The following is a 22,553-nucleotide window of genomic DNA, read 5'->3' on the forward strand; positions in this document are numbered from 1 at the left end:
GGGCGGGCGCAGGCTCGCTGCATGACCACTCATCACCACTCCACCGAGCTCGCGGTCCGGGCCTCAGGGCTCGTCAAGAGGTTCGGCGAGCAGCGCGCCGTCGACGGCATCGACCTCGAGGTGCACCGCGGCGAGGTCTTCGGCGTCCTCGGTCCGAACGGCGCCGGCAAGACCACGATGCTGCGGATGCTCGCCACGCTCCTGCACATCGACGAGGGCGACGCCGCGATCTTCGGCCGCGACGTCCGCACCGAGCCCCACGCCGTACGCCGCCTCCTCGGCGTCACCGGCCAGTACGCGTCCGTCGACGAGAACCTCACGGCCACCGAGAACCTCTGGCTCTTCGCGCGGCTCCAGGGCGTCGGGCGGGCCGAGGCCCGTGCCCGCAGTGCCGAGCTGCTCGAGCAGTTCGACCTCACGGATGCGGCGAAGAAGCCGATCTCCGCCTTCTCCGGCGGCATGCGCCGCCGGCTCGACCTCGCCGCGAGCCTGCTCACCCGTCCCCCGCTGATCTTCCTCGACGAGCCGACGACCGGCCTCGACCCGCGCACCCGCGGGCAGATGTGGGACACCATCCGCGACCTGGTCCGCACCGGCTGCACGGTCCTGCTCACGACGCAGTACCTGGACGAGGCCGATCAGCTCGCCGACCGGATCGCGGTGATCGACCGCGGCGTCAAGGTTGCCCAGGGCACCGCCGACGAGCTCAAGTCGTCGGTCGGGCAGTCCACCCTGCAGCTCCAGCTCGCCGACCCCGCCGACCTCTCCCTCGTCGCCGACGAGGCCCGCCGGCTGCTCGGCGAGGAGGCTGTGCTGACCCCGGAGGCGCGACGCGTCAACGTGCCGCTCACCCGCACCGACCAGTCCATCGACGTCCTCGTCGCCCTGCGCGACCGCGGGGTGTCGATCGAGTCGGTGACCGTGCAGAAGCCCTCGCTCGACGAGGTGTTCCTCGCCCTGACCGGCCACGACACCCAGGAGGCGACGGGCGCCGACGACGCCGCCTCGCACACCGACCACGACCTGCAGATGGAGGCATCTCGATGAGCTCTGTGACCATGACCGACCCCGACGTGCTGTCGGGCGGCGACACCCGCGTCGGCCTGGCCGACACCGTCAGCCAGACCGCGACGCTCGCGTGGCGGGCCACTGTGAAGATGCGCAGGAGCCTGGAGGTGATGTTCGACGTCACCATCCAGCCGCTGATCTTCACCGCGATGTTCGCCTACATCTTCGGCGGCGCGATCTCCGGTGACGTCAGCAGCTACCTGCCGCTGATCATCCCGGGACTCATCGGCCAGACGGTGCTCACCGCCTGTGTCGCCACCGGCGTCCAGCTGCGCACCGACATGGACACCGGGGTCTTCGACCGCTTCAAGGTGCTGCCGATCTCGCGCATCGCCCCTCTCGCCGGACCGATGTTCGCCGACCTGCTGCGCTACTTCATCGCCTCGGTGCTGACGTTCTCCGTCGGCATCGCCATCGGCTACCGTCCCGGAGGCGGCTTCCTCGGCGTCGCGGGTGCGGTGCTCCTCGCGATGCTGGCCGGGTGGTCGTTGGCGTGGATCTTCACGCTCTTCGGGATCCTCGGCCGCAACGCGCAGGGAGTCCAGGGCATCTCCCTGCTGGTGATGTTCCCCCTGACGTTCCTGTCGAACGCGTTCGTGCCGACCCAGACCATGCCCGCACCGCTGCGTGCCTTCGCCGACGTCAACCCGGTGTCCCTCGTCATCACCGCGATCCGCGACCTCGCCAACGACGGTGCCGTCACGGCGAACGTCGGCTGGGCGCTCGTGGGGTGCGCGGCGGTCATCGCGATCTTCGCGCCGCTCGCCGTGAGGTCGTTCAACCGGAAGATGTGAGCCCGGGGCCCGTCCGCCCGGGCTCGCTCAGCCAGGTCCTCCGCAGGCGCGCCACGACCGCAGCGGTCCCCGCCACCAGCTCCGGACCGGGACGCTCGGCCAGCTCCTCCACGAGCCGGTCGAGACGTCCCGGCGCCGACGCGTCGGCCAGCTCCACCATCGGCTCCCAGGCCATCACCGGGATGCTGCGGTTGTAGGCCCACCGGTGCGCGACCGCCAGCAGGCGTACGCCGTCCTCGTGCTGGTGGGGCGGACCGAACCGCAGGACCCATGCCGCGAGCCCCACCAGGATCACGCCGTTGAGCGGGAGGTCGCTCACCCACAGCCGGCCCTCCGGTGGCACACCGCCGGTGGCCACGATCAGGTCGCGGAGCTCGCGGGCGCGCGGATCGTCCTGCTCGGCGCTGTGCCGCACGCGCGCCACCAGCGCTGCGGACGCCGACAGCATCAGCCACGGGCTCGGGCCGAGCTGCTGGTCGGAGTCGACGACCATCTGCACGAGGGAGTCGTAGCGGCGGATGCCCTCGGCGTGGTCACCACGCGCCAGCGTGAGCTCGGCGTGGGCGACGTGCCAGGTGAGCCGGGCCCCCATCTGGGCGGTGTCGCCGTCGGGCTCGCCCAGCTCCTCGAGCATCGCCTCCGCGAGGTCGACGTCACCGTCGAGCAGGGGCGAGACAGCGCTCGCCATCCGGAGGCTGTAGGCGTCGGTCTGGGCGTGCAGCCGGGCGAGCAGCGGCCAGGCGATCGCCGCGTGGTGGGCGGCTCGGCGGTGGTCGCCCACGGCCATCGCCAGCTGGCCGAGCTCGGCGTGCAGGGAGGCGAGGAGGTAGGGCGGGAGCGGGCCCACTCCCAGGGCCTGCTCGGCGTACGCCTCGGCTGCGTGCACGTCACCGTCGTTCTCGGCCACGATCGCAGCCCACATGAGCAGTGCGCCGGCCAGGGCCGGTGTGCTCTCCCGTGCCACCGAGGCGAGCCTGCTCGCGGTGTCGGCCGGCTCGTCGGCGACGTGGACGGTGTGACCGATGGCCCCCCACGCGCCCCTCGGCCGCTCCCCCGCCAGCAGGTGGCGCAGCCCGCTGGTGTCGACCTCGGGCAGCCAGGTCAGGTGGATAAGCATCACCCCGCTGGCCTCCTGGGCGTCGTGGCGGAGCTCGGCCGGCACGTCCCAGCCGGACAGCATCTGGGTGACCGAGTCGCAGATCGCGAAGATGCGAGGCTGCTCGCCGGTGATGGTCCACAGCCCGCCCAGCAGCGCCGCGAGCTGCGCGACCAGGCCGCGGTCCGCGACGGACAGGGCTTGGCGCAGCACGTCGGTGAGGTTGTTCTGCTCGCGCACCAGCAGGTCGACCAGCGGGATCTGGTCGTCGGCGACGACGAGGTCGTGGCACTTCGCGGCGAGCTCGCGCGCCCAGCGCTGCTGCGCCTCCAGGGCGGCGAGCTGCTCCCCGGTGTCGGCCAACCGCGCGGCGGCGTACTCGCGGATGGTCTCCAGCGCGCGGAAGCGGGCGGTCCCGTCGTCCTCGGTCAGCCCGAGCAGCGACTGCTCGACGAGCGCGTCGACCAGGTCGGAGCCGTCCCGGCCGAGCATCGTCACCGCGCTCGCGCGCTCGAAGCCGTCTTGGAAGACCGAGAGCCACGCCAGGGCGCGCTGCTCGTCGGGCGCCAGCAGGTCCCACGACCAGGCGATGACGGCCTCGAGCGTGCGGTGCCGGTCGGGCGTGCTGCGCTCGCGGCTGCGCAGGGCCGCGAAGCGGTCCTCGAGCGCGCCGGCGACCTCGTCGACCGTCATCGTCCGCACCCGTGCCGCCGCCAGCTCGACGGCGAGCGGCAACCCGTCGAGGCGACGGACCACCTCTCGCACCGACGACGGGTCGAGCGAGGCGTCCGGACGCGCGGCCGACGCGCGCTGCATGAAGAGCTCCTCGGCGTCGGCGCTGGAGAGCTGGCTGAGGGGCACCGCCCGCTCGGCGGCGAGGCGCAGCGGTGCACGGCTCGTGGCCAGGACCTGGAGGTCGCGGGTGGTGGCGAGCAGGAACGCGACCAGGGCGGCCACCGGCTCGAGCACGTGCTCGCAGTTGTCGAGCACCAGCAGGGTCGGGCCGCTGTCGAGCTCCTGCGCGATCCGGCTGCGTACGTCGGCCTGCTGGGCAGGGGTGAGCACCAGCCGGGTCGCGAGCGAACCGCGGACGCCCAGCGACGCGCCCACGGCGGCGGCCACGTCGTCACCGGCGCCCACACCGACGAGCTCCACCACGCGGACGTGCGGCAGCGACGACTCGCCGGCCAGGACCTGGGCGACGCTCGTCTTGCCGATCCCGCCGGGCCCGAGGACGGTCACCAGCCGGGACGACGTCAGCGCGCTGCGCAGCCGCGCGAGGTCCTGGTCGCGGCCGAGCAGGCCTGCGCCGTCGTACCTCAGACCGGTCCGCACGGGGTCGTCGGCCGCCAGAAGCTCGCGGTGCAGGCGTTGCAGCTCCGGAGCCGGATCGACGCCGAGCCGCTCGGCGACGTCCTCGCGGTAGGTCTCGTAGCGGCCCAGAGCGGCCGCCGGGCCCGCGATCGCCGCCATGCAGCGCAGCAGGTCGGCGAGGACGCCGGCGTCGTCCACCCAGCGCTCGGCTGCCGCCTCGAGCAGCGGCAGCGCCTCCACGTGCCTGCCCTGCCGTGTCAGCGCTCGCCCGAGGACGTCGTCAGCCGCGTCGAGCGTGCGGGCGACCAGCACCCCGAGCCGGGCCAGTGGTCCGGTCGCGTCGTCGAGGGCGGGCTCCGGCCAGGTGCGCGCCCGCTCCGCCACCTCGGCGGCGCGCACGGCGTCACCCGCACGGAGCAGCTCCCGGGCCTCCGCGACCTGCAGGCCGAGGGCGAGCACGTCCACCTCGTCGGGGTCCAGGCCGAGGCGGTAACCCGCCCCGGTGAGGTCGATCACCGTCGCCGTCGTCGCCGAGCGCACGCGCGAGACGAGCACCTGCAGCGCCTTGCCGGGAGTGGCGGGCGGGTCGTCCTCCCACACCTGCTCGACGAGCTGGGCGACCGTGAGGCCGCGCGGCTCGAGCACCAGCGCCGCGAGCAGCGCCTGCGGCCGAGCACCGACGAGGGGTGTCCCTTCCCACGTCGGTGCACCCAGGAGCCGCAGGCGGACCCTCATTCGCGCGCTCGCGGGTGGGCCGTCGCGAACACCTCGCGCAGGTTGTCGACGGTGACGAGCGTGTAGACCTGGGTCGTCGTGACCGAGGCGTGACCGAGCAGCTCCTGCACGACGCGCACGTCGGCGCCGCCGTCGAGGAGGTGGGTGGCGAAGGAGTGCCGCAGCGTGTGCGGCGAGACCGATGCGCTCACCCCCGCCCGGTCGGCCGCCTTGACGAGCACCGCCCAGGCGCTCTGGCGGGAGAGCCGACCCCCGCGCGAGTTGAGGAACATGGCCGGGCCGCCCCGGCCCGCACCGACGAGCTCCGGGCGAGCACGTGCGCGGTAGGCCTCGACCGCCTCGCGGGCGAAGCTGCCGACGGGCACCAGCCGCTCCTTGCCGCCCTTGCCCCGCAGCAGCACGGTGCCGTCGACCGGGTCGAGGTCGTCGACGTCGAGGCCGACCGCCTCCGAGATGCGGGCGCCGGTGCCGTAGAGCACCTCGAGGAGGGCCCGGTCGCGCAGTGCCAGCACGGTGTCCGGCGCGCCGGACGCCTCGAGGATCGCCTCCACGTCCGATAGCGGGAGGGCCTTCGGGAGCCGCTTGGCCGGGGTCGGCGGCTTCACCGCGGCTGCCGGATCGGCGGTGGCCAGGCCGTCGGAGACCGCGAACTTGTGGAAGCCGCGCACGGCCACCACGGACCGTGCCGCCGACGTCGCGCTGAGCGGCGGGTGCGACTCGCTCCCCTCGCGCAGGCTCACCAGGAACTCCGCCACCGTCGCCTCGGTCACGGCGTCGAGGTCCTCGAGGCCCTGCCCGGCGAGGAACTCGTCGTAGCGGGCCAGGTCGCGCGCGTAGGAGCTGAGCGTGTTGGCAGCCAGGCCGCGCTCGACCGCGAGGTGGTCGAGATACGTGCGGACGGCGCGGCCCAGCCTCACCCCACCACTCACCAGCAGATCACCCCAGGACGCTGTCGAGTTCCACCGCGTCGATGCCGACGGCGGTGCCGACGGGAGCGTTGGTGAGCTGCCCGGCGTGGGTGTTGAGACCCAGTGCGAGGCTGCGATCCTCGCGCAGCGCCTGCTGCCAGCCCTTGTCGGCCAGCGCGACCACGTACGGCAGCGTCGCGTTCGTCAACGCGTAGGTCGAGGTGTTCGGCACCGCACCGGGCATGTTGGCCACGCAGTAGAACACCGAGTCGTGGACCTCGTAGGTCGGGTCGTCGTGCGTGGTGGCGTGGGAGTCCTCGAAGCACCCGCCCTGGTCGATCGCGATGTCGACGAGCACCGAACCGGGCTTCATCCGCGAGACCAGGTCGTTGGTGACCAGCTTCGGGGCAGCCGCACCCGGGATCAGCACCGCCCCGATCACCATGTCGGCCTCCATCACCTGCTGCTCGATGGCGAGCTTCGAGGACGCCAGGCCGTGGACCCGGTTGTCGTAGCGCCAGAACGACATCCGCAGCTTGTCCAGGTCCGTGTCCAGCAACGTCACGTCCGCACCCATCCCGAGCGCGATGTTCGCCGCGTTCTGCCCCGAGACCCCAGCACCGATGATGACGACCTTCGCGTTCGCCACGCCACCGACGCCGCCCATCAGGACCCCGCGTCCGCCGTTGGCCTTCAGCAGGCTGTGCGCACCGACCTGCGGGGCCAGACAGCCCGCGACCTCCGACATCGGGTACAGCAGCGGCAGCCCGCCCGAGGGCAGCTGCACGGTCTCGTAGGCGATGCCGGTGACCTTGCGCGCCATCAGCTCCTCGGTCAGCGGCTTGTCGGCGGCGAGGTGGAGGTAGGTGAACAGCGTCTGGCCCTCCCGCATCCGGGAGTACTCCTCAGCCACCGGCTCCTTGACCTTCAAGACCATCTCCGCGGTCCCCCACACGTCATCGGCCGACTCCAGCATCGTCGCCCCCGCTGCGACGTACTCCTCGTCGGTGATCTGCGAGCCCACACCCGCGGACCTCTCGACGACGACCTCGTGGCCGTGCTGGACCAGCTCGTGCACACCGATGGGGGTCAATGCCACGCGGTACTCGCGGTTCTTGACTTCCTTGGGGACGCCGACCTTCATGCCTTGCTCCTCGGGATCAGGGGACCCACCACGATGTGGGCCGCCTCACAGCGAGGGCGACACTACTCCGCGAGGTCCTCCGGGTGGTCCAGGGCGCCCCGCTGCCTCAGCACCTCGTACGCCAGCACCGCCTGCGCCAGCGGACCCTGACGGACCCGTCCCTCCAGCACCGCTTCGAGGAGGTCCGACACCGGAGCGCGGAAGACCTCCATCTCGGCCTCCTCGTGCTGCATCTCGAAGTCACCGCGCGGTGCGTGGGTGAGGCCGCGCGCCAGGAAGATCACGTGCACCTCGTCGCTGATGCCCGCGCTGGCATAGGTGCTGAGCAGCTGGCGCCAGTCCGAGGCCTCCAGCTCGACCTCCTCGCGCAGCTCGCGCTTCGCGGTCTCGACGGCGGGCTCGTCACCCGCATCGCGCAGCCCAGCGGGCAGCTCGACGAACTCGTGCCCGCTGGTGTGGCGGTACTGCCTCAGCAGCACCGCCTGCTCGTCGTCGTCCACGGCCAGCACGACGACCGCGCCCGGGTGCTCGAGGCTGATGCGGGTGAACTGCTCGGGGTGACCGGGTCGGGTGATCGTGTCCTCGCGAAGCGCCACGATCCAGTCGTCGCGGTGCAGGTCGCGGGTCGAGACCACGGGCCAGGACGCAGGGCGGTCGGCGAGAGGCACGGGAGCAGGCATGCCCAGACGCTAGCGCGGCTGGTCAGGGTGAGTAGGTTCGGATCCATGAGCCTGTCGACCCTCACCTCGTCCGAAGCAGCCGCTCGCTCCGCCCTCCTCGAGGTGCAGCGCTACGACATCGCGGTCGACATGGTCGGGCTGCTCGAGGGGGACGTCTGGTCGTCGGTCAGCACCATCACCTTCACCTGCTCCGAGCCCGGCGCCACGACCTTCGTCGACGTCGCCATGGACATCGCCCGAGCGACCCTCAACGGCGAGGAGGTCGACGTCTCCGGCGCGGCCGACGGCCGGCTCCCGCTGCCGGCGCTGGCGGCCGACAACGTGCTGGTCGTGGAGGCGAGCACCACCAACACCAGCACCGGGGAGGGCATCCTGCGCACGGTCGACCCGACGGACAAGCTGGTCTACGTCTGGACCAGCCTCGAGCCCGACGAGGCGCGCCGGGTGTGGGCGTGCTTCGACCAGCCCGACCTCAAGGCGCCCCACCGCTTCGAGGTCACTGCGCCGTCGTCCTGGCTCGTCACCTCCAACGGCGCGCCCGAGTCGGTGGTCGACGCCGACCCCGGCGCGGCGCTCGACGCCCGGGTGTGGACGTTCCCCGATACCCCGCGCCTCTCGACGTACGTCGTGGTGGTCAACGCGGGCCCGTTCCACGAGGTGCGCCAGCAGCACGACGGCCACGACCTGGGCTTCTACTGCCGTCAGTCGCTCGCCTCGATCCTCGAGCGCGACCTCGACGAGCTGGTCACCCTGACCCGCCAGGGGCTGGCGTTCTTCGGTGAGCAGTTCGGCTTCCCCTTCCCCCAGGAGCGCTACGACCAGGTCTTCGTGCCCAACCTCGGCGGCGCGATGGAGAACTGGGGGTGCGTCACCTACGGCGACGGCCAGCTCTTCCGTACGCCGCCGACGCACGCGCAGCGCGCCGTGCGGGCCGAGTTCGTGTTCCACGAGATGGCGCACATGTGGTTCGGCGACCTGGTCACCATGCAGTGGTGGGACGACCTGTGGCTCAACGAGGCGTTCGCGTCGTGGGCGGCCAACTGGGGCATGGCGAGTGCGAGCGAGTTCAGCGACCAGTGGGCGACGTTCCTCGCGGCATCGAAGCGGACCGCCTACGAGATGGACATGAGCCCGGCGCGGCACCCGATCCGCAGCGAGGTCCTCGACGTGTCGTCGGCGATGTCGAACTTCGACGCGATCACCTACGTCAAGGGCCAGAGCGTGCTGCACCAGCTCGTCGCCTACATCGGCGAGGCAGCCTTCGTCGCGGGCCTGCGCGACTACTTCGGCCGCTACGCCTACACCAACACCACGCTCGACGACCTGATGGCCTGCTACTCCCGCGCCTCGGGCCGCGATCTCTCGGAGTGGACGCGCTCGTGGCTCGACGAGGCCGGCACCGACGTCCTCTCCCTCGACGGCGACGAGCTCGTCGTCGAGACCACGGACGGACAGGCGCCGCGACCGCACCGCCTCGACATCGCGGTGTTCGACGCCTCGGGCGACGAGCTCGTGTCCGTCGCGCGCTCCTCGCACGAGGTGAGTGGGACGCGCACCCCCGTCGACCTCCCGGCAGGTGACCTCCGTCTGGTCAACGCCGGCGACCTCACCTTCGCCGCCGTCAAGCCGGATCCGACCTCGCTGCGCCTGATGCTCGAGCGTGTCCAGCAGTTCCCCGACCCGCTCGACCGGGCGTTGGTCGGCGCCACCGCGGGGCAGCTGCTGCTCCTCGGCGACGCCGCGCCCCGCGACGTGGCGGCGGGCCTCACCCGGGCGCTGGCCACCGAGACGAGTCCCGCGCTCATCGAGCCGTTCCTGGCCCACGCGCTCCAGGTCTCCGACCGGTGGGCTCCCGCCTCGGAGTCCCCCGCCCTGCTGCGGGGGCTGGCCGACGTCGCCGTCACCCTGGTCGACGTCCCCGACGCCCGTCAGGCGGCGCTCCGCACCCTCGCCGCCTCGGCGTCGACCGAGGCCCACTGGTCGGTGCTCGAGGACGCAGCCGCGCGAGCCACCGACCTCGACCTCGCCTGGCGGATGGCCGTGCGCCGCTCGGAGCTGGGCGACTACGACGAGGACGGCGTCCGACGGCTCCTCGAGTCCGACCCCGACCCCGACGCCGGCATGCGCCGCCTCGCGGTGCTCGCGGCCCACCCGACGCGCGAGGCCAAGGAGGAGGTCTGGCAGGCGTTCTTCGTCGACTACGCCGTCCCGGCCAGTCGGGAGACCCTGGTGCTCGGATCAACGTTCTGGCGTCCGGGCCAGGCCGAGCTGCTCGCCCCGTTCACGCACCGCTACCTCGAGGAGCTGCACACCCTGAAGGGAGGCCTGCTCAACCAGGGCCTCACCATCCGCGCGATGTACCCGCTCGGGGCCGGCGACGCCGACTTCCTCGCCGCAGCCGAGCAGGCGGCCGACGACACCAGCCTGATGGCGTACGCCCGCAACCAGCTCCGGGCGAACTCGTTCGTGCTGGGCCGGATCCTGCAGGCCCGCGCGCTCTGACGCACATCTGTCCTGCCCCGCCCGCGAGGCTGGACAGATGTGCGCTGTGTGCTGGGATGGTCCCATGACGCGCTCGAGCAGACTCGCCGTCCTGGCCGCACCGGCTCTCGCCCTCGGACTCATCACCCCGGTCCCGGCCCCCGCCGGCGCTGCGAGCGGTGGTCCCTCCGGCGGTTCCGCCGACCGCACGGCGGTGGCGGATCGCGGACCCGACGGCGGCCCGCGCACGATGCGGCCGGCCGGTGCGGCCAGCGTCCGCGAGGGGCCGACCCAGGCCCGAGCCGCGGGAGGCAGGATCCGAACCCCGAGGAGCCGCCCCGTGGGGAGCGGGCCGTTCCCCTACGTCGTCGACTGGTCATACGACGTCTCCGCCTCGGGTGTCGGCTACGCCCTGTGGTCCAGCTCGGGCAGCAGCAAGCGGGTCGTCATGGCCGCGCGCCGCTCACCGTCCGGCACCTGGAGCAGGCCGAAGCGGATGACCGCGCCGTTCAACCGCACGGGCAAGCTCGAGTACGCCGGCCACACCGACGTCGCCGTCGACATCCGCGGCCGGGCCACGGCCGTCTGGACCCAGTCGCGCGGCGACTCCGTGCGCGTGATGGTGGCGACCAGCAACAAGGCCGGGAAGTGGTCGCGCCCCCGGGCGCTGTCGCCGAAGGGCGAGCGCGCGGCGTTCCCCTACGTGGCCGTGTCCGACGCCGGGCACGCGGCCATCACCTGGGCGCCCGACTTCTGGTTCACCACGAAGAGCCGCCCGATCAACGTGGTCGCGACCTACCGCTCCCCCGGCTCCGGATGGGAGGCGCCGGTGCAGCTCACCGGCGACCCGGCGTGGGACGTCGACTCGCGCGCGCAGTCGATCGTGATGGACGACCGCGGTGTGGCGAGCCTGGTCTGGCCCGAGATCCCCGGCGGCGACTACTCCACCCAGCGCGTCCGCACGGCCACCCACGCGCCCGGCGGGGCCTGGGGCGTGGAGACCGTCTCCGAGGGCACCCAGGCCCTCTCCCCCCAGGTCGCGACGACCGCCGACGGCCAGGCCGTGGTGGCCTGGACCGGGAGCAAGAACATCCAGCTGCGCCGTCGCGGGCCGGACGGCGTCTGGGGACCGGTCGAGACCGCCATCACCTTCGCGCTCGGCAACTTCACCGACGTGGGCATCGCCCCGACCGGTCGCGTCGCCATCAGTGGGCACGTCATCGACCAGGCGATGCTCAGGCGCCGTCACTTCCTGGTGGTGCAGGACGTCGCGGGCGGTGCTTGGACGCAGTCGTGGACCGGCAAGGCACGCCGGGAGTACGCCTGGACCATCGAGGAGGCGTCGATGGCGATCGCAGCCTCGGGCGCCGTCACGATCACCTGGGAGGAGCCAGGCACCAAGGGCTGGTCACCGCGCCGGGTGCGCCGTTACAGCGCCGCGGGTTCGTGGGGCCCTGTCCGGGAGATCGGCCGCTACTCGATGAACGCCGTGCTCGGCGTCGACGCACGCGGCCGGTTCAGCATGGTCTACGGCGAGGGCGGTGGCGCGAACCGCAAGGACGGCGGCTGCTGCTTCGTCGTCCGGTCCGCCGACCTCGGCCGCTGAGTCGGTCTCAGGCCTCGTCCTCGTCCTTGCGGCGCAGCCCGGACTCGTCGATCGGGAAGCGCTCGGAGCGCTGGCGCTCGATCGCCGCACCCACCAGGCCCGCGAAGAGCGGGTGGGGGCGCGTCGGGCGCGAGCGCAGCTCCGGGTGCGCCTGGGTCGCGACGTAGTAGGGGTGCACGTCGGCGGGCAGCTCGACGAACTCCACCAGGCCCAGCTCGGGGTTCACGCCGGAGAACACCAGGCCGGCCTCGGCCAGGGTCTCGCGGTAGGCGTCGTTGAACTCGTAGCGGTGGCGGTGCCGCTCCTCGATCGTCTCGGCGCCGTACGCCGCCCGCACCACGCTGCCGGCCAGGAGGTCGGCCTTCTGCAGGCCCAGGCGCATGGTGCCGCCGAGGTCGCCGGCCCCGTCGACGAACTTTTTCTGCTCCTCGATCGTGGAGATCACCGGCTCGACCGTGTCGGGGTCGAACTCCGTCGAGCCGGCCTTCTGCAGGCCGGCGACGTTGCGGGCGTACTCGATGACCATGCACTGCAGGCCCAGGCACAGGCCGAGGGTCGGGATGCCGTGGGTGCGAGTGTAGCGCAGCGCGCCGAGCTTCCCCTCGATGCCGCGGACCCCGAACCCGCCGGGCACCAGGACGGCGTCGACGTCGGCGAGGTGCTTGGCGGCGCCGGCCTCGGACTCGCAGGTGTCGGAGGGGACCCAGCGGATGTTGACCTTCGCCTTGTGGGCGAAGCCGCCGGCTCGCAGCGCCTCCGCAGGCGACAGGTAGGCGTCGGGCAGGTCTACGTACTTGCCGACCAGCGCGATGGTGACCTCCTCGTCGGGGTGGTGCACCCGGCGCAGCAGGTCGTCCCAGGTGGTCCAGTCGACGTCGCGGAACGGCAGGTCGAGGCGGCGTACGACGTAGGCGTCGAGGCCCTCGCGGTGCAGCACCTTCGGGATGTCGTAGATCGACGGGGCGTCGGCGGCGGTGACGACGGCGTCGTCGTCGACGTCGCACATCAGCGCGATCTTGCGCTTGATGCCGTCCGGGAGCTCACGGTCGGCCCGACACACGATGGCGTCGGGCTGGATGCCGATCGAGCGGAGCGCGGCGACCGAGTGCTGGGTGGGCTTGGTCTTGAGCTCGCCGGAGGGGCCGATGTAGGGCACGAGCGAGACGTGGATGAAGAAGCAGTTGTCGCGCCCGATCTCGTGGCGCGTCTGCCGGGCGGCCTCCAGGAAGGGCAGCGACTCGATGTCGCCGACGGTGCCGCCGATCTCGGTGATGACGACGTCGATCTCGGGCCCGCCCATCGCGAGGATGCGGTCCTTGATCTCGTTGGTGATGTGCGGGATCACCTGAACGGTGTCGCCGAGGTAGTCGCCGCGACGCTCCTTGGCGATCACCGTGGAGTAGACCTGCCCGGTCGTCACGTTGGCGATCTGGTTGAGGTCGGTGTCGAGGAAGCGCTCGTAGTGACCGATGTCGAGGTCGGTCTCGGCGCCGTCGTTGGTCACGAAGACCTCGCCGTGCTGGAACGGGTTCATCGTGCCCGGGTCGACGTTGAGGTAGGGGTCCAGCTTCTGCATCGTGACGCGCAGGCCGCGCGACTTCAGCAGCTGGCCCAGGCTGGAGGCGGTGAGCCCCTTGCCGAGCGAGGAGGCGACGCCTCCGGTCACGAATACGTGCTTGGTCGGCGTGGGGTTCTTCACGGGCCTCGATCCTACCCGAGGGGGGCGGCTCCGTCGGCACCCGACGCACCGAACGCACCGCCGGGCGTGGTCAGCGAGCGCTGCAGGGTGAGGATCGTCGCGATCCGACCGGCGCTGGTGTCGATGCCGTCCACGCTCGCGACGGCAGCGGAGGCCGGGTCGGTGCGGAAGCGGCCGAGCTGGCCGGTGTCGCCGTCGTCGGTGGTGCCGGCGACCACCACGCCGGTGGCCTGGGCTGCCAGGCCCTGGGCGAGACCGGCCAGGACCGCGTCCGACCCCTCGTCACCGGCGTCGGTGCCGAGCACCAGCAGCACGAGCGGCGCCCTGCGGGACACCTCGCCGGGGGCGGTCATGAGACCGGCGCCGGTGATCGCGTCCACGATCGACCGCGCTTTGCCGTTGACGTCGGCGCCGCCGGACTCCGTGGTCGCGATCGCGAGCCCGAGGAGCTGGCCGATGCGGTCGTACGCCGACGCCTCCGCCGGCACGTCCTCTCCCGCCCGCTGGGTGACCAGCTGGCTGCCGAGGGTGTCGACGAGGGACTTCTGGTTCGGGTCGACCAGGTCGTTGCCCAGGGTGTAGCGGCCGGTCACGGTGCCGCCGGCGGCCGCGACCTGCTCGGTGAGTGCTCCCACGAGCTGCTCGTCGGCTCCGGGCACGGTCACCACGGCCACCGACTGGTCCGCCAGGCGAGCGGACACCAGGCCCGGCCCGAGTGCGGCGAGGAGCTCCTCGCTGTAGCCGGACTGCGCCTGCGCGTCCGCAGCGGGCTCCTCCCCGCTGCTGCTCGCCGTCACGGCGGGTCCGACGTCCGAGAGCGGGCCGCCGCCGAGGACGATGCCGACGGCCAGCGCGAGGAAGACCGCGACGATGGTGAGCAGGTGGTGGCGCAGGGTGATCACGGGAGCATTCCCTCAACGTTGTCGATCAGGTGGGACGTGGCGCTGGTGACGCGTGGGGCCAGCTCGTCGACCCATTGCTGGCCGACCGGCGTGACGCTGACGGCCGCGACGAGGGCGAGCACCCCGGCCACGAGCGCCCCTGCGAGGTGCCGCGGCCGGACGGCGCCGTCGTAGAGACGCGGCAGGGCGGCGGCGTCGACCAGGTCGGGGCCCAGCTTGAGGCGGGTCAAGAACGTGCTGGCGAGACCGGAGCGACGCCGATCGAGGAACTCCTCGAGGGTGGCGTGCATCCCGACGCCGACGATGAGCGAGGCCTCGCGCGCCGAGGCCAGCAGCAGGGCGGCGTCCTCGGTGGTGGCGGTCGTCTCGAAGCGGAGTGCGCGGATGCCCAGTCGCTCGAACGGCTCCGTGGCGGTGCGCGAGGCACCCCGCTCGACGAGGACCACGACGTCGCGGGCCTTGCGCAGCACCGCGGCACTCGGCAGGTCGTCGCTGGCGCCGGTGACGACGACGACGTCGGGCTTGTGGCCAGCGCCGACGAGCGCGTCCGCCGCACGGTCGACGGCGATCAGGACGGGACGCTGCTCGCGGACGAAGGGCTTGATGCCGCGCAGCTCCTCCTCCCAGCCGTGCGAGCGTACGGCGACCACGACGGGCCGCCCGGCGATCTCGGTGGCGATCGCCGGCACGCCGTTGCCGTGCAGGAGCAGCGCCTCCTCGCGACGGAGGAACTCGGTGCTGTTGTGGGTGAAGCTCTCCAGCTGCGAGGCGAGGCCGGATCGGGCCTTGCCCATCTCGTCGCGGACGACCTCGTCGGTCAGGGCGCGCGCAGTGGCCACCAGGGTGTCGCCGGCGTGGACGGCGCCTCCGTCGATCCGTAGCGGCGTGCCGTCCTTGACCCGGTCGAAGACCTCCGGCCCGGCGCTGTCGGCGACCACGATGCCGGCCTCGACGAGCCGCTCGGGCCCGAGGTTGGCGTAGCGGCCCGAGATCATCGGGCTGGCGTTGACCACGGCCACCACGCCGGCGTCGATCAGCGCCTGGGCGGTCTCCCGGTCCATGTCGACGTGGTCGAGGACGGCGACGTCGCCGGCGCGGAAGCGGCCCTGGACGTTGGCCGTGCGCCGGTGCACGCGGGCGGGGCCCTGGACACCGGCGAGACCGTGGGCGGATCGGGAGCGGACTGCGAACTTCATGACCGCGCCATGGTGTCAGCCGCGACCGCGCCCTTCGGGGAGGCACGCCCGCTCGGGCGCGGCGGCGTCGAGCAGCTCACGCGCGTGGGCGCGGGCGCTCTCGGACTCGTCGACCCCGGCCAGCATCCGGGAGAGCTCGCGCTCGCGATCGTCCTCGGTCAGCGAGACCAGCCCGGACGTGGTCACCGAGCCGTCGCTCGACTTGTGCACCACGACGTGCCTGTCGGCGTACGCCGCCACCTGCGGGAGGTGGGTCACCACGAGGACCTGCGAGGTGCGGGCCAGCGCCGCGAGCCGGCGACCGACCTCGATCGCGGCCTTCCCCCCGACGCCGGCGTCGACCTCGTCGAAGACGAATGTCGGCACCGAGCCGGTCTCGGCCAGCGACACCTCGAGCGCCAGCATCACGCGGGACAGCTCACCGCCCGAGGCACCCTTGTGCAGCGCTCGTGCGTCCGCGCCGGTGTTGGCGGCCAGGAGGAACTCGACGTCGTCGACGCCGTGGACCGTCGCGCGCACCCACCGCCCGCCGACCTCCAGCTGCGGGCCGGCCGGCACCTCGGGGGTCGCGGTCTCGTGCTGGGTGACGGCGATCGACACCGTGGCGTGCGGCATCGCCAGCGACGTGAGCTCCTCGCTCACCGCGACCCCGAGCCGGGTGGCGGCGTCGGAGCGCTGGGCGCTGAGCGTGGCGGCCATGGTGTTCAGCTCGCTCCGGATCCGGTCGCGACGGGCCTCGAGCTCGGCGATCTGGCCGTCGGTGTCCTCGAGGTCGAGCAGACGCTTGGCGCCGTCCTCGGCCCAGGCCAGCACCTCGTCGATGGTCTCGCCGTACTTGCGGGTGAGCGCTGTCAGCGCGGCCCGGCGCTCGGACACGGCAGCCAGTCGGGCCGGGTCGGTCTCCAGGCTCGAGGCGTAGGACGCCACGTCCCCGGCGACGTCGACGAGCAGGTGGCCGAGCTCCGCGAGCCGGTCAGCGAGCGCTCCGGCCGCGTCGTCGTGCTCGCGGACCCCGTCGAGGGCCTGGCGCGCAGCACTCGTCGTGCCCAGTGCGTCGGTGGCGCCCTCGTCGCTGGAGAGGGCCTCACGGGCCGTCTCGGCAGCGGTGCGCAGGGTGTCGGCGAACCCGAGTCGGGTCTCCTCGGCGGCCAGCTCGGCGTCCTCGCCCGGTCGCGGGTCGACCTCCTCGACCTCGCCGAGTCCGAATCTCAGCTGGTCGGCCTCGCGGGCCCGCTCGCGGGCGGAGCCGACCACGTCGGCCAGGGTCCGCTCGGTCGCGGCGAGCTCGGCCCACCTCGAGGCGTACGTCGCCGCTGTCGTGGCGAGCTCCTCGCCACCGAACCGGTCGAGCGAGGCACGCTGGGCGCCTGCCTTCAGCAGCCGGTGCTGGTCGGACTGGCCGTGCACCGCGACCAGTGGCTCGGCGACGTCGGCGAGCGTGGTCACCGGCACCGAGGCGCCGCCGACCCAGGCCCGCGAGCGGCCCTGCGCCGCGACGTTGCGGGCCAGCACGACCTGGTCGTCCTCGACCACGCCACCGGAGGCCTCGACGGCCTCCCGGAAGCTCGCCAGCGCGCCGGCGGACACCACGCCCTCGACGCGGGCCTGCCTGGCGCCGGTGCGCACGGCACCGGGGTCGGCGCGACCGCCCAGCAGCAGGCCGAGCGCGGTCACCACCATGGTCTTGCCGGCGCCGGTCTCACCGGTGATCACGGTCAGGCCGGGGCCGAGCTCGAGCGTCGAGGAGTCGATGACCCCGAGCTGGCTGATGCGCAGCTCCTCAAGCATCGTGCTCGCCCCCGTCACGGCGCCGACGCTCGGCCGCTCCGCGCCAGCCCTCGACGGGCAGGTCGAACTTGGCCACGAGCCGGTCGGTGAACGGTGCCTCGTGCAGCCGGACCAGCCGGACCGGCCGGTCACCACGGCGGATCTCGATCCGCGCTCCGGGCGGCAGGTCCACCGTGCGCCGGCCGTCGCACCACAGCACGCCGGAGCCCTCGGTGTTGGACAGCACCTCGATCGCGAGCACGGAGGTCGGCGCGACCACCATGGGCCGGGCGAAGAGGGCGTGTGCGCTCAGCGGCACCATCAGCAGTGCCTCGACCTCCGGCCACACGACGGGGCCGCCGGCGCTGAAGTTGTAGGCGGTCGAACCGGTGGGGGTGGCGCACACGACGCCGTCGCACCCCCATCGCGACAGTGGCCGGTCGTCGACCTCGACCACCACCTCGAGCATCCGCTCGCGGGCTGCCTTCTCGACGCTGGCCTCGTTGAGCGCGAAGGTCTCGAACTGGACCTCCTTGCCCACCAGCACCCGGACGGCGAGGGTGAGCCGGTCCTCGGCGGTGTAGTCGCGCTCGACGATGGCGGTGATCGTCGACTCGATGTCGTCCTGCTCGGCCTCGGCGAGGAACCCGACGTGGCCCAGGTTGACGCCCAGCAGCGGCGTGCTGGTCTCGTGGGTGAGCTCGGCGGCACGGAGGATCGACCCGTCGCCCCCGATGACGAGCACGAGCTCGCACCCCTCGCCCGGGACGTCGTCGGCCAGCGTCGTCTCGACCAGGCCGTCGACGTCCGCGAGGCCCAGGTCGGCGGCCTCGTCGGCCAGGAGGCGTACGGCGATCCCCTGCCCGGTGAGGCTCTGCACGCAGGTGCGGGCGACCTCGCGGACCTCGGCCCGTCCGGTGTGCGCTAGCAGCAGCACGCGGCGTCCGGGCCTCTCGTTGGTCACGGGTCCACCCTCTCACCCGCCACCCCCATCGAGGCGGCGCGCTCCACCTCCGCGGCGATGTCGTCGGCGCCGATCGCCGCGGGCCCACGGCGCAGCAGGAGGAAGAACTCGACATTGCCCGACGGTCCGGGCAGCGGGCTCACCGTGACGGCCACCGCACCCCAGCCGCGCGCGCCCGCGAGGTCGGCGATCGCGGTCACGGTCTCGGCGCGCAGGGCCAGGTCGCGCACGACACCTCCCTTGCCGACGCGCTCCTTGCCGACCTCGAACTGCGGCTTCACCATCAGCGCGAGCTCGCCGTCCTCGCGGGTGACGGACAGGAGCGGGTCCAGCACGAGCGCGAGGGAGATGAAGGACAGGTCGCCCACCACGAGGTCGACCGGATCGCCGACGAGGTCGAGGCTCAGCTCGCGGATGTTGGTCCGGTCGTGCACCTGCACCCGGTCGTCGCTCTGGAGCGACCAGGCGAGCTGGCCGTAGCCGACGTCGACCGCGACGACCTCCCGTGCGCCGGCCCGCAGCAGGACGTCGGTGAAGCCACCCGTGGACGCACCGGCGTCGAGGCACCGCTTCCCTGCCGGGTCCACCCCGTGCGCGGCGAACGCCGCCAGGGCGCCCGCCAGCTTGTGACCGCCTCGCGAGACGTAGTCGACCGAGGTCGGGTCCTCCCGGACCACGATGGCGACGTCGGTGGTGACACCGGTCGCCGGCTTGGTGGCCCGCGCGCCGGACACCGTCACCCGTCCAGCGGCCACCAGGTCGCTGGCGTGCTCGCGCGAGCGGGCCAGGCCGCGACGGACGAGCTCCTGGTCGAGGCGAAGTCGTCGTGGGGGCACGGCGCGTCAGGTGTCCTGCTCGCCGTCGGTCCCCGGGCGGGCATCGAGGGCGCGGCGGAGCTGGTCGTGGGCACGCTCGAACACCTCGACGTGGTCGGCCACAGGAGCGTCGACCACGGCCGTCACCTCGGCCAGCACGCGATCCACGGAGGCCACACCGGTGGGCTCGTAGTCGACCGCGGGCCGGGCGGACGCAGCTGGCGGAGTCACTCGGTCCTCGGCGTGAGCCTGCTCGTCGGGGTGCTGGTCCATGGCCGCGAGCCTACTCGGCGGCCAGGGCCCGGGCGGGTCCGGGCGGAGTCGTGTCGGAGACGTCGGCGACGCTCCCCGACGCGTCGAGGTGCTGCCAGCACGCGGTGGCCGCCACGCGCCACCAGTCGTCGTCGTCACCGCTGCCACTGATCTCGAGCCGACCCTCCACGACGGAGCCGGTCCAGCCGCCGAGCGCGAACCCCGTGTCAGCCTCCACCGGCACCGGGTGCGGCTCGAACAGGCCCTCCAGCGTCGACGAGATGTACGACGGTCGCAGCTGCGGCGTGGCCGCCGCGAGGTCCTCGAGCCAGCTCACGCCGGTCAGTACCAGGAGCGATGGCACCCCGATCGCGTGCGCTCCCTCGACGTCGGTGTCGAGCCGGTCACCGACCATCAGCGGTCGGTCTCCTCCGACGCGCAGCACGGTCTCGTCCATCAGCGGCTTCTCGGGCTTGCCGGCGACCGTCGCGGACACTCCCGCGAACTGTGTGATCGTCCGCACCAGGACGCCGTGGCCGGGCGCCAGGCCGTAGGGGGTCGGGATGGTCATGTCGGTGTTGCTGGCGACGTAGGGAAGGCCGCCCTTGATCAGGGTCGCCGCGCGCATGATGTCGCGCCAGCGCACGTCGGGCCCGTAGCCACTCACCACCGCCACCGCACCGTCGGGACTCTCGACCGGCACGAGGTCGGCCTCCTCGAGAGCCGCCCGCAGTCCCTCGCCTCCCAGGAGCAGGATCTTGGCACCGATCCCGTGAGCCTCGAGCAGCAGTCGTGCCGCGGCCTGGGCCGACGTGACCACGTCGGAGGCGACCGCGCTCACGCCCAGGTCGACGAGCTTCTGGGCCACCTGCTCGGGCGTGCGCGAGGCGTTGTTCGTCACGAACGCGACGTGTCGATCAGCCGCGCGGAGACGCTCGACGCGCCCAGCCACGCCGTCGATCGCCTCTCCACCGACGTAGACGACACCGTCCAGGTCGAACATCACCAGGTCGTGCGCCTCCACGACCGGCGCCATCGACTCCTCGAGCATGCTCCACCCCTCCATCACGTGTGACGACCATCCCCATACGATGCTCCGATGGACTTCGACACCGTCGTACCGCCGTACGTCGCGAAGCCCCTCAAGCTCCTCCCGTTCCGGGCGGTCATGCTGGCACCGGCGCGCGTGGGGGATCCCGCGTCCGCCCGGGCCTTGGCACGACCCTATCGCGACGTCGCCACCCGCCTGTCACAGTGGATCGCGGAGGGACGGGCCTCCTCCGACGTCGCTCCTGCCCTCTACCTCCACGAGTACACGTCCGGAGGACTCACCGTCCGCGGCCTCGTCGGTGCGCTCGACATGTCGCGCCGGGCCGAGTCGATGGCCGACCGCGCGGTGTGGCCCCACGAGGGGATCCACCCCGAGCAGGCCGGCGACCTGGCCGACCGGATGCTCCAGATGGAGCTCAACCCGGCGCCCATCCTGCTCGTGCACCACGGCGCGTCGGAGCTCCGTCACCTCATCGGCGAGATCGTCCGCAGCGAGCCGGACTGGCGCTACCTCGATCGCACCGAGCAGCGCCAGCGCATCTGGGCAGTCCGCGATCCCGAGCTCGTCGCCCGCATCGATGCCCTCCTCAGTGGGTCGCGATGCCTGCTCGCAGACGGACACCACCGCTACGCCGCCTACGTGCGCCTTCAAGAGCGCAACCCAGGCACGCCGTGGGATGCCGGTCTCGCGATGATCGTCGACCAGCTCGACACTCCCCTGTTCCTGGGCGCCATCCATCGCACGCTCGGCGGCACGTCGATCGAGGAGCTGCTGCAGGCCGCGGCCGCCGTCGGGGCTGAGCTGACCACGCGATCACGACAGGCTGCGCTGGGAGCCCTCGACGGCACCCTCCTGGTGCTCACCGACGGCCGCGACTGGCACACGATCCGTCCGCGCGACCTGGATCACCAGGCGGCCGTGTCCTGGCTCCACGAGCAGCTGCTTCCTCGCCTGCCCCGACCCGTCACGCGCATCGAGCACCACCACACGGTCGAGGATGCACTTGCCTCTGCGACAAGAGAGTCACCGGCCGTCCTCCTGCCCAGTCCTGACTTCGACCAGGTCCGGACGCTGGTGGAGTCGGGCGGGCTCCTCCCGGAGAAGGCCACGTCCTTCCAGCCGAAGCCGAGCCTGGGCGTCCTCATGCGGCCGATCGCCGACGGATGACGCGCGCCGCGGCGACCTCGACCTCCACGCGGGACCTGGTGGCACCGCCGGCCTGGTAGAAGCGGCACCTCATCGCCCCCTCCACCTCCACGACGTCACCCGCGCGCCAGGTCGCCACGCTGCGCCGCAATCGCGGCGCCCACGCCACGCACGGGATGGAGTCGACCCGCTGTGTCTGCGGCTGTCCGACACCCGAGCCTCGTGTCGGGACTCGCCGAGGCACCGAGATCCGGAACGACATCAGCTCATCGCCGCTCGGCAGCTCGATCACGCCGGGATCGGCACTCAGGCGGCCGATCAGTCGTACCTCGTTGGTGAGGACCTCCCGATCGCCGCTGCCCGCCGCCACCTTGGTCTGGTCCTTGCCGGTGGTCTTCTGCGGCGCCTTGGTCTGTGTCGTGGGTCTGTCTCTTGGTCTGCGTCTTGGTCATGTGCACCTCCTGGCCACCACACTCCAGAAGGACACCCACACCAGTTGAGCGACGCGTCATCGGCCTGTGGATCGCACGCTCTCAAGCTCGCCTGTGGACACCTGGTGGCGCACGAATCCCATCGCCACATCTGCATTTCTGCGCCCCAGCCCCGTGCAGAGAGCAACCCCGAAATGCAAAAGTGGAGCCACCCTAGGGTGACTCCACTTTCACAATGTATGTCCGGCGGCGTCCTACTCTCCCACAACCTCTCGGTTGCAGTACCATCGGCGCTGAAAGGCTTAACTTCCGGGTTCGGTATGGGACCGGGTGTTTCCCGTTTCGCTATGGCCGCCGTAACTCTTTCAACCCTCACAAACCAGTGGGTTTGTTGGTTGGGAACTGCGTAGTGGACGCGAACAACCCGCATGTGGGTGTGTGTTCGTTGTGTGCGCGGGTACAACTTCACGTGTGTGTGGTTGTGTACGTGGTTGGGACAAGCCC

Annotated in this window: 18 protein-coding genes and 1 rRNA gene; 5 read left to right on the plus strand and 14 right to left on the minus strand. The window is 72.3% G+C overall.

The genetic code is table 11. The annotated features are described in order from the left end of the window. The first annotated feature begins 21 nt into the window (after window positions 1-21). Together IEZ25_RS20865 and IEZ25_RS20870 are read left to right on the plus strand one after the other, a co-directional pair. Window positions 22-1,047: an ATP-binding cassette domain-containing protein gene (locus tag IEZ25_RS20865; protein WP_191201415.1), complete on the plus strand. Its 1,026-nt coding sequence runs from the start codon at window positions 22-24 to the stop codon at window positions 1,045-1,047. After that, complete coding sequence (locus IEZ25_RS20870; RefSeq protein WP_191201416.1) at window positions 1,044-1,862, plus strand: ABC transporter permease; 819 nt, start codon at window positions 1,044-1,046, stop codon at window positions 1,860-1,862. Before IEZ25_RS20865 ends, IEZ25_RS20870 begins: the two co-directional genes overlap by 4 nt. Here the strand turns inward: IEZ25_RS20870 and IEZ25_RS20875 are convergent. The 4 genes from IEZ25_RS20875 to IEZ25_RS20890 all read right to left on the minus strand — a co-directional run bounded on the left by IEZ25_RS20875 (window position 1,846) and on the right by IEZ25_RS20890 (window position 7,739). Further along, window positions 1,846-5,007 (minus strand): ATP-binding protein, encoded by a 3,162-nt coding sequence (locus tag IEZ25_RS20875; protein ID WP_191201417.1) that lies wholly within the window; start codon window positions 5,005-5,007, stop codon window positions 1,846-1,848. The genes IEZ25_RS20870 and IEZ25_RS20875 overlap by 17 nt on opposite strands. Beyond that, window positions 5,004-5,924 carry a site-specific tyrosine recombinase XerD gene (gene xerD / locus IEZ25_RS20880; RefSeq protein ID WP_318152379.1) on the minus strand — a complete coding sequence of 307 codons (921 nt, stop codon included), beginning with the start codon at window positions 5,922-5,924 and terminating at the stop codon, window positions 5,004-5,006. Before xerD ends, IEZ25_RS20875 begins: the two co-directional genes overlap by 4 nt. A gap of 19 nt (window positions 5,925-5,943) precedes the next feature. Further along, a complete protein-coding gene (gene ald / locus IEZ25_RS20885) occupies window positions 5,944-7,059 on the minus strand; it encodes an alanine dehydrogenase (RefSeq protein WP_191201418.1) in 1,116 nt (371 codons plus the stop codon). A gap of 62 nt (window positions 7,060-7,121) precedes the next feature. Further along, a complete protein-coding gene (locus IEZ25_RS20890; RefSeq protein WP_191201419.1) occupies window positions 7,122-7,739 on the minus strand; it encodes an NUDIX domain-containing protein in 618 nt (205 codons plus the stop codon). Between the two features lie 45 nt (window positions 7,740-7,784). On the opposite strand from IEZ25_RS20890, the gene pepN reads away from it, so the two are divergent. After that, on the plus strand, window positions 7,785-10,241 hold the full coding sequence (gene pepN / locus IEZ25_RS20895) for an aminopeptidase N (protein WP_191201420.1): 2,457 nt from the start codon (window positions 7,785-7,787) through the stop codon (window positions 10,239-10,241). Window positions 10,242-10,305: 64 nt separating this feature from the next. Further along, window positions 10,306-11,826, plus strand: a complete 1,521-nt coding sequence (locus IEZ25_RS20900) for a hypothetical protein (protein WP_191201421.1) — start codon at window positions 10,306-10,308, stop codon at window positions 11,824-11,826. 7 nt (window positions 11,827-11,833) lie between these two features. Here IEZ25_RS20900 and IEZ25_RS20905 read toward each other — a convergent pair whose 3' ends face one another. Genes IEZ25_RS20905 through IEZ25_RS20940 form a run of 8 tightly spaced genes read right to left on the minus strand, consistent with a single transcriptional unit; the run spans window position 11,834 to window position 20,472 of the window. Continuing rightward, window positions 11,834-13,525 (minus strand): CTP synthase, encoded by a 1,692-nt coding sequence (locus tag IEZ25_RS20905; RefSeq protein WP_191201422.1) that lies wholly within the window; start codon window positions 13,523-13,525, stop codon window positions 11,834-11,836. Between the two features lie 11 nt (window positions 13,526-13,536). Then, window positions 13,537-14,427 carry a copper transporter gene (locus IEZ25_RS20910; protein WP_191201423.1) on the minus strand — a complete coding sequence of 297 codons (891 nt, stop codon included), beginning with the start codon at window positions 14,425-14,427 and terminating at the stop codon, window positions 13,537-13,539. Further along, window positions 14,424-15,623 (minus strand): putative cytokinetic ring protein SteA, encoded by a 1,200-nt coding sequence (gene steA, locus IEZ25_RS20915; protein ID WP_191201424.1) that lies wholly within the window; start codon window positions 15,621-15,623, stop codon window positions 14,424-14,426. Before steA ends, IEZ25_RS20910 begins: the two co-directional genes overlap by 4 nt. A gap of 15 nt (window positions 15,624-15,638) precedes the next feature. Beyond that, complete coding sequence (gene recN, locus IEZ25_RS20920) at window positions 15,639-17,411, minus strand: DNA repair protein RecN (RefSeq protein WP_191201425.1); 1,773 nt, start codon at window positions 17,409-17,411, stop codon at window positions 15,639-15,641. After that, a complete protein-coding gene (locus IEZ25_RS20925; protein ID WP_318152380.1) occupies window positions 17,404-18,354 on the minus strand; it encodes an NAD kinase in 951 nt (316 codons plus the stop codon). Before IEZ25_RS20925 ends, recN begins: the two co-directional genes overlap by 8 nt. Further along, complete coding sequence (locus IEZ25_RS20930) at window positions 18,351-19,190, minus strand: TlyA family RNA methyltransferase (protein ID WP_191201426.1); 840 nt, start codon at window positions 19,188-19,190, stop codon at window positions 18,351-18,353. Before IEZ25_RS20930 ends, IEZ25_RS20925 begins: the two co-directional genes overlap by 4 nt. Before the next feature lie 6 nt (window positions 19,191-19,196). After that, on the minus strand, window positions 19,197-19,442 hold the full coding sequence (locus IEZ25_RS20935; protein ID WP_191201427.1) for a hypothetical protein: 246 nt from the start codon (window positions 19,440-19,442) through the stop codon (window positions 19,197-19,199). 10 nt (window positions 19,443-19,452) lie between these two features. Then, window positions 19,453-20,472 carry an HAD-IIA family hydrolase gene (locus IEZ25_RS20940; RefSeq protein ID WP_191201428.1) on the minus strand — a complete coding sequence of 340 codons (1,020 nt, stop codon included), beginning with the start codon at window positions 20,470-20,472 and terminating at the stop codon, window positions 19,453-19,455. 48 nt (window positions 20,473-20,520) lie between these two features. Between IEZ25_RS20940 and IEZ25_RS20945 the strand changes: the two genes are divergently transcribed. Beyond that, the gene (locus tag IEZ25_RS20945; RefSeq protein ID WP_191201429.1) at window positions 20,521-21,639 is read left to right on the plus strand and encodes a DUF1015 family protein; all 1,119 of its coding nucleotides are present in this window, start codon (window positions 20,521-20,523) and stop codon (window positions 21,637-21,639) included. On the opposite strand, the gene IEZ25_RS20950 is transcribed toward IEZ25_RS20945, so the two are convergent. Together IEZ25_RS20950 and rrf are read right to left on the minus strand one after the other, a co-directional pair. Continuing rightward, window positions 21,614-21,988, minus strand: coding sequence for a single-stranded DNA-binding protein (locus IEZ25_RS20950; protein WP_191201430.1), 375 nt, complete (start codon window positions 21,986-21,988; stop codon window positions 21,614-21,616). The genes IEZ25_RS20945 and IEZ25_RS20950 overlap by 26 nt on opposite strands. Window positions 21,989-22,290: 302 nt before the next feature. Beyond that, window positions 22,291-22,408: ribosomal RNA gene (rrf, locus tag IEZ25_RS20955) — 5S ribosomal RNA — on the minus strand. Window positions 22,409-22,553: the final 145 nt, after the last annotated feature.

It is taken from the genome of Nocardioides hwasunensis (genome assembly GCF_014779665.1).
In the GTDB taxonomy this organism is placed as follows: Bacteria; Actinomycetota; Actinomycetes; order Propionibacteriales; family Nocardioidaceae; genus Nocardioides; species Nocardioides hwasunensis.

Coding starts and splice junctions, on each gene's coding strand:
- IEZ25_RS20865 (WP_191201415.1), top strand. CDS start 22: ATGACCACTCATCACCACTCCACCGAGCTCGCGGTCCGGGCCTCAGGG.
- IEZ25_RS20870 (WP_191201416.1), top strand. CDS start 1,044: ATGAGCTCTGTGACCATGACCGACCCCGACGTGCTGTCGGGCGGCGAC.
- IEZ25_RS20875 (WP_191201417.1), bottom strand. CDS start 5,007: ATGAGGGTCCGCCTGCGGCTCCTGGGTGCACCGACGTGGGAAGGGACA.
- ald (WP_191201418.1), bottom strand. CDS start 7,059: ATGAAGGTCGGCGTCCCCAAGGAAGTCAAGAACCGCGAGTACCGCGTG.
- IEZ25_RS20890 (WP_191201419.1), bottom strand. CDS start 7,739: ATGCCTGCTCCCGTGCCTCTCGCCGACCGCCCTGCGTCCTGGCCCGTG.
- pepN (WP_191201420.1), top strand. CDS start 7,785: ATGAGCCTGTCGACCCTCACCTCGTCCGAAGCAGCCGCTCGCTCCGCC.
- IEZ25_RS20900 (WP_191201421.1), top strand. CDS start 10,306: ATGACGCGCTCGAGCAGACTCGCCGTCCTGGCCGCACCGGCTCTCGCC.
- steA (WP_191201424.1), bottom strand. CDS start 15,623: ATGAAGTTCGCAGTCCGCTCCCGATCCGCCCACGGTCTCGCCGGTGTC.
- recN (WP_191201425.1), bottom strand. CDS start 17,411: ATGCTTGAGGAGCTGCGCATCAGCCAGCTCGGGGTCATCGACTCCTCG.
- IEZ25_RS20935 (WP_191201427.1), bottom strand. CDS start 19,442: ATGGACCAGCACCCCGACGAGCAGGCTCACGCCGAGGACCGAGTGACT.
- IEZ25_RS20940 (WP_191201428.1), bottom strand. CDS start 20,472: ATGCTCGAGGAGTCGATGGCGCCGGTCGTGGAGGCGCACGACCTGGTG.
- IEZ25_RS20945 (WP_191201429.1), top strand. CDS start 20,521: ATGGACTTCGACACCGTCGTACCGCCGTACGTCGCGAAGCCCCTCAAG.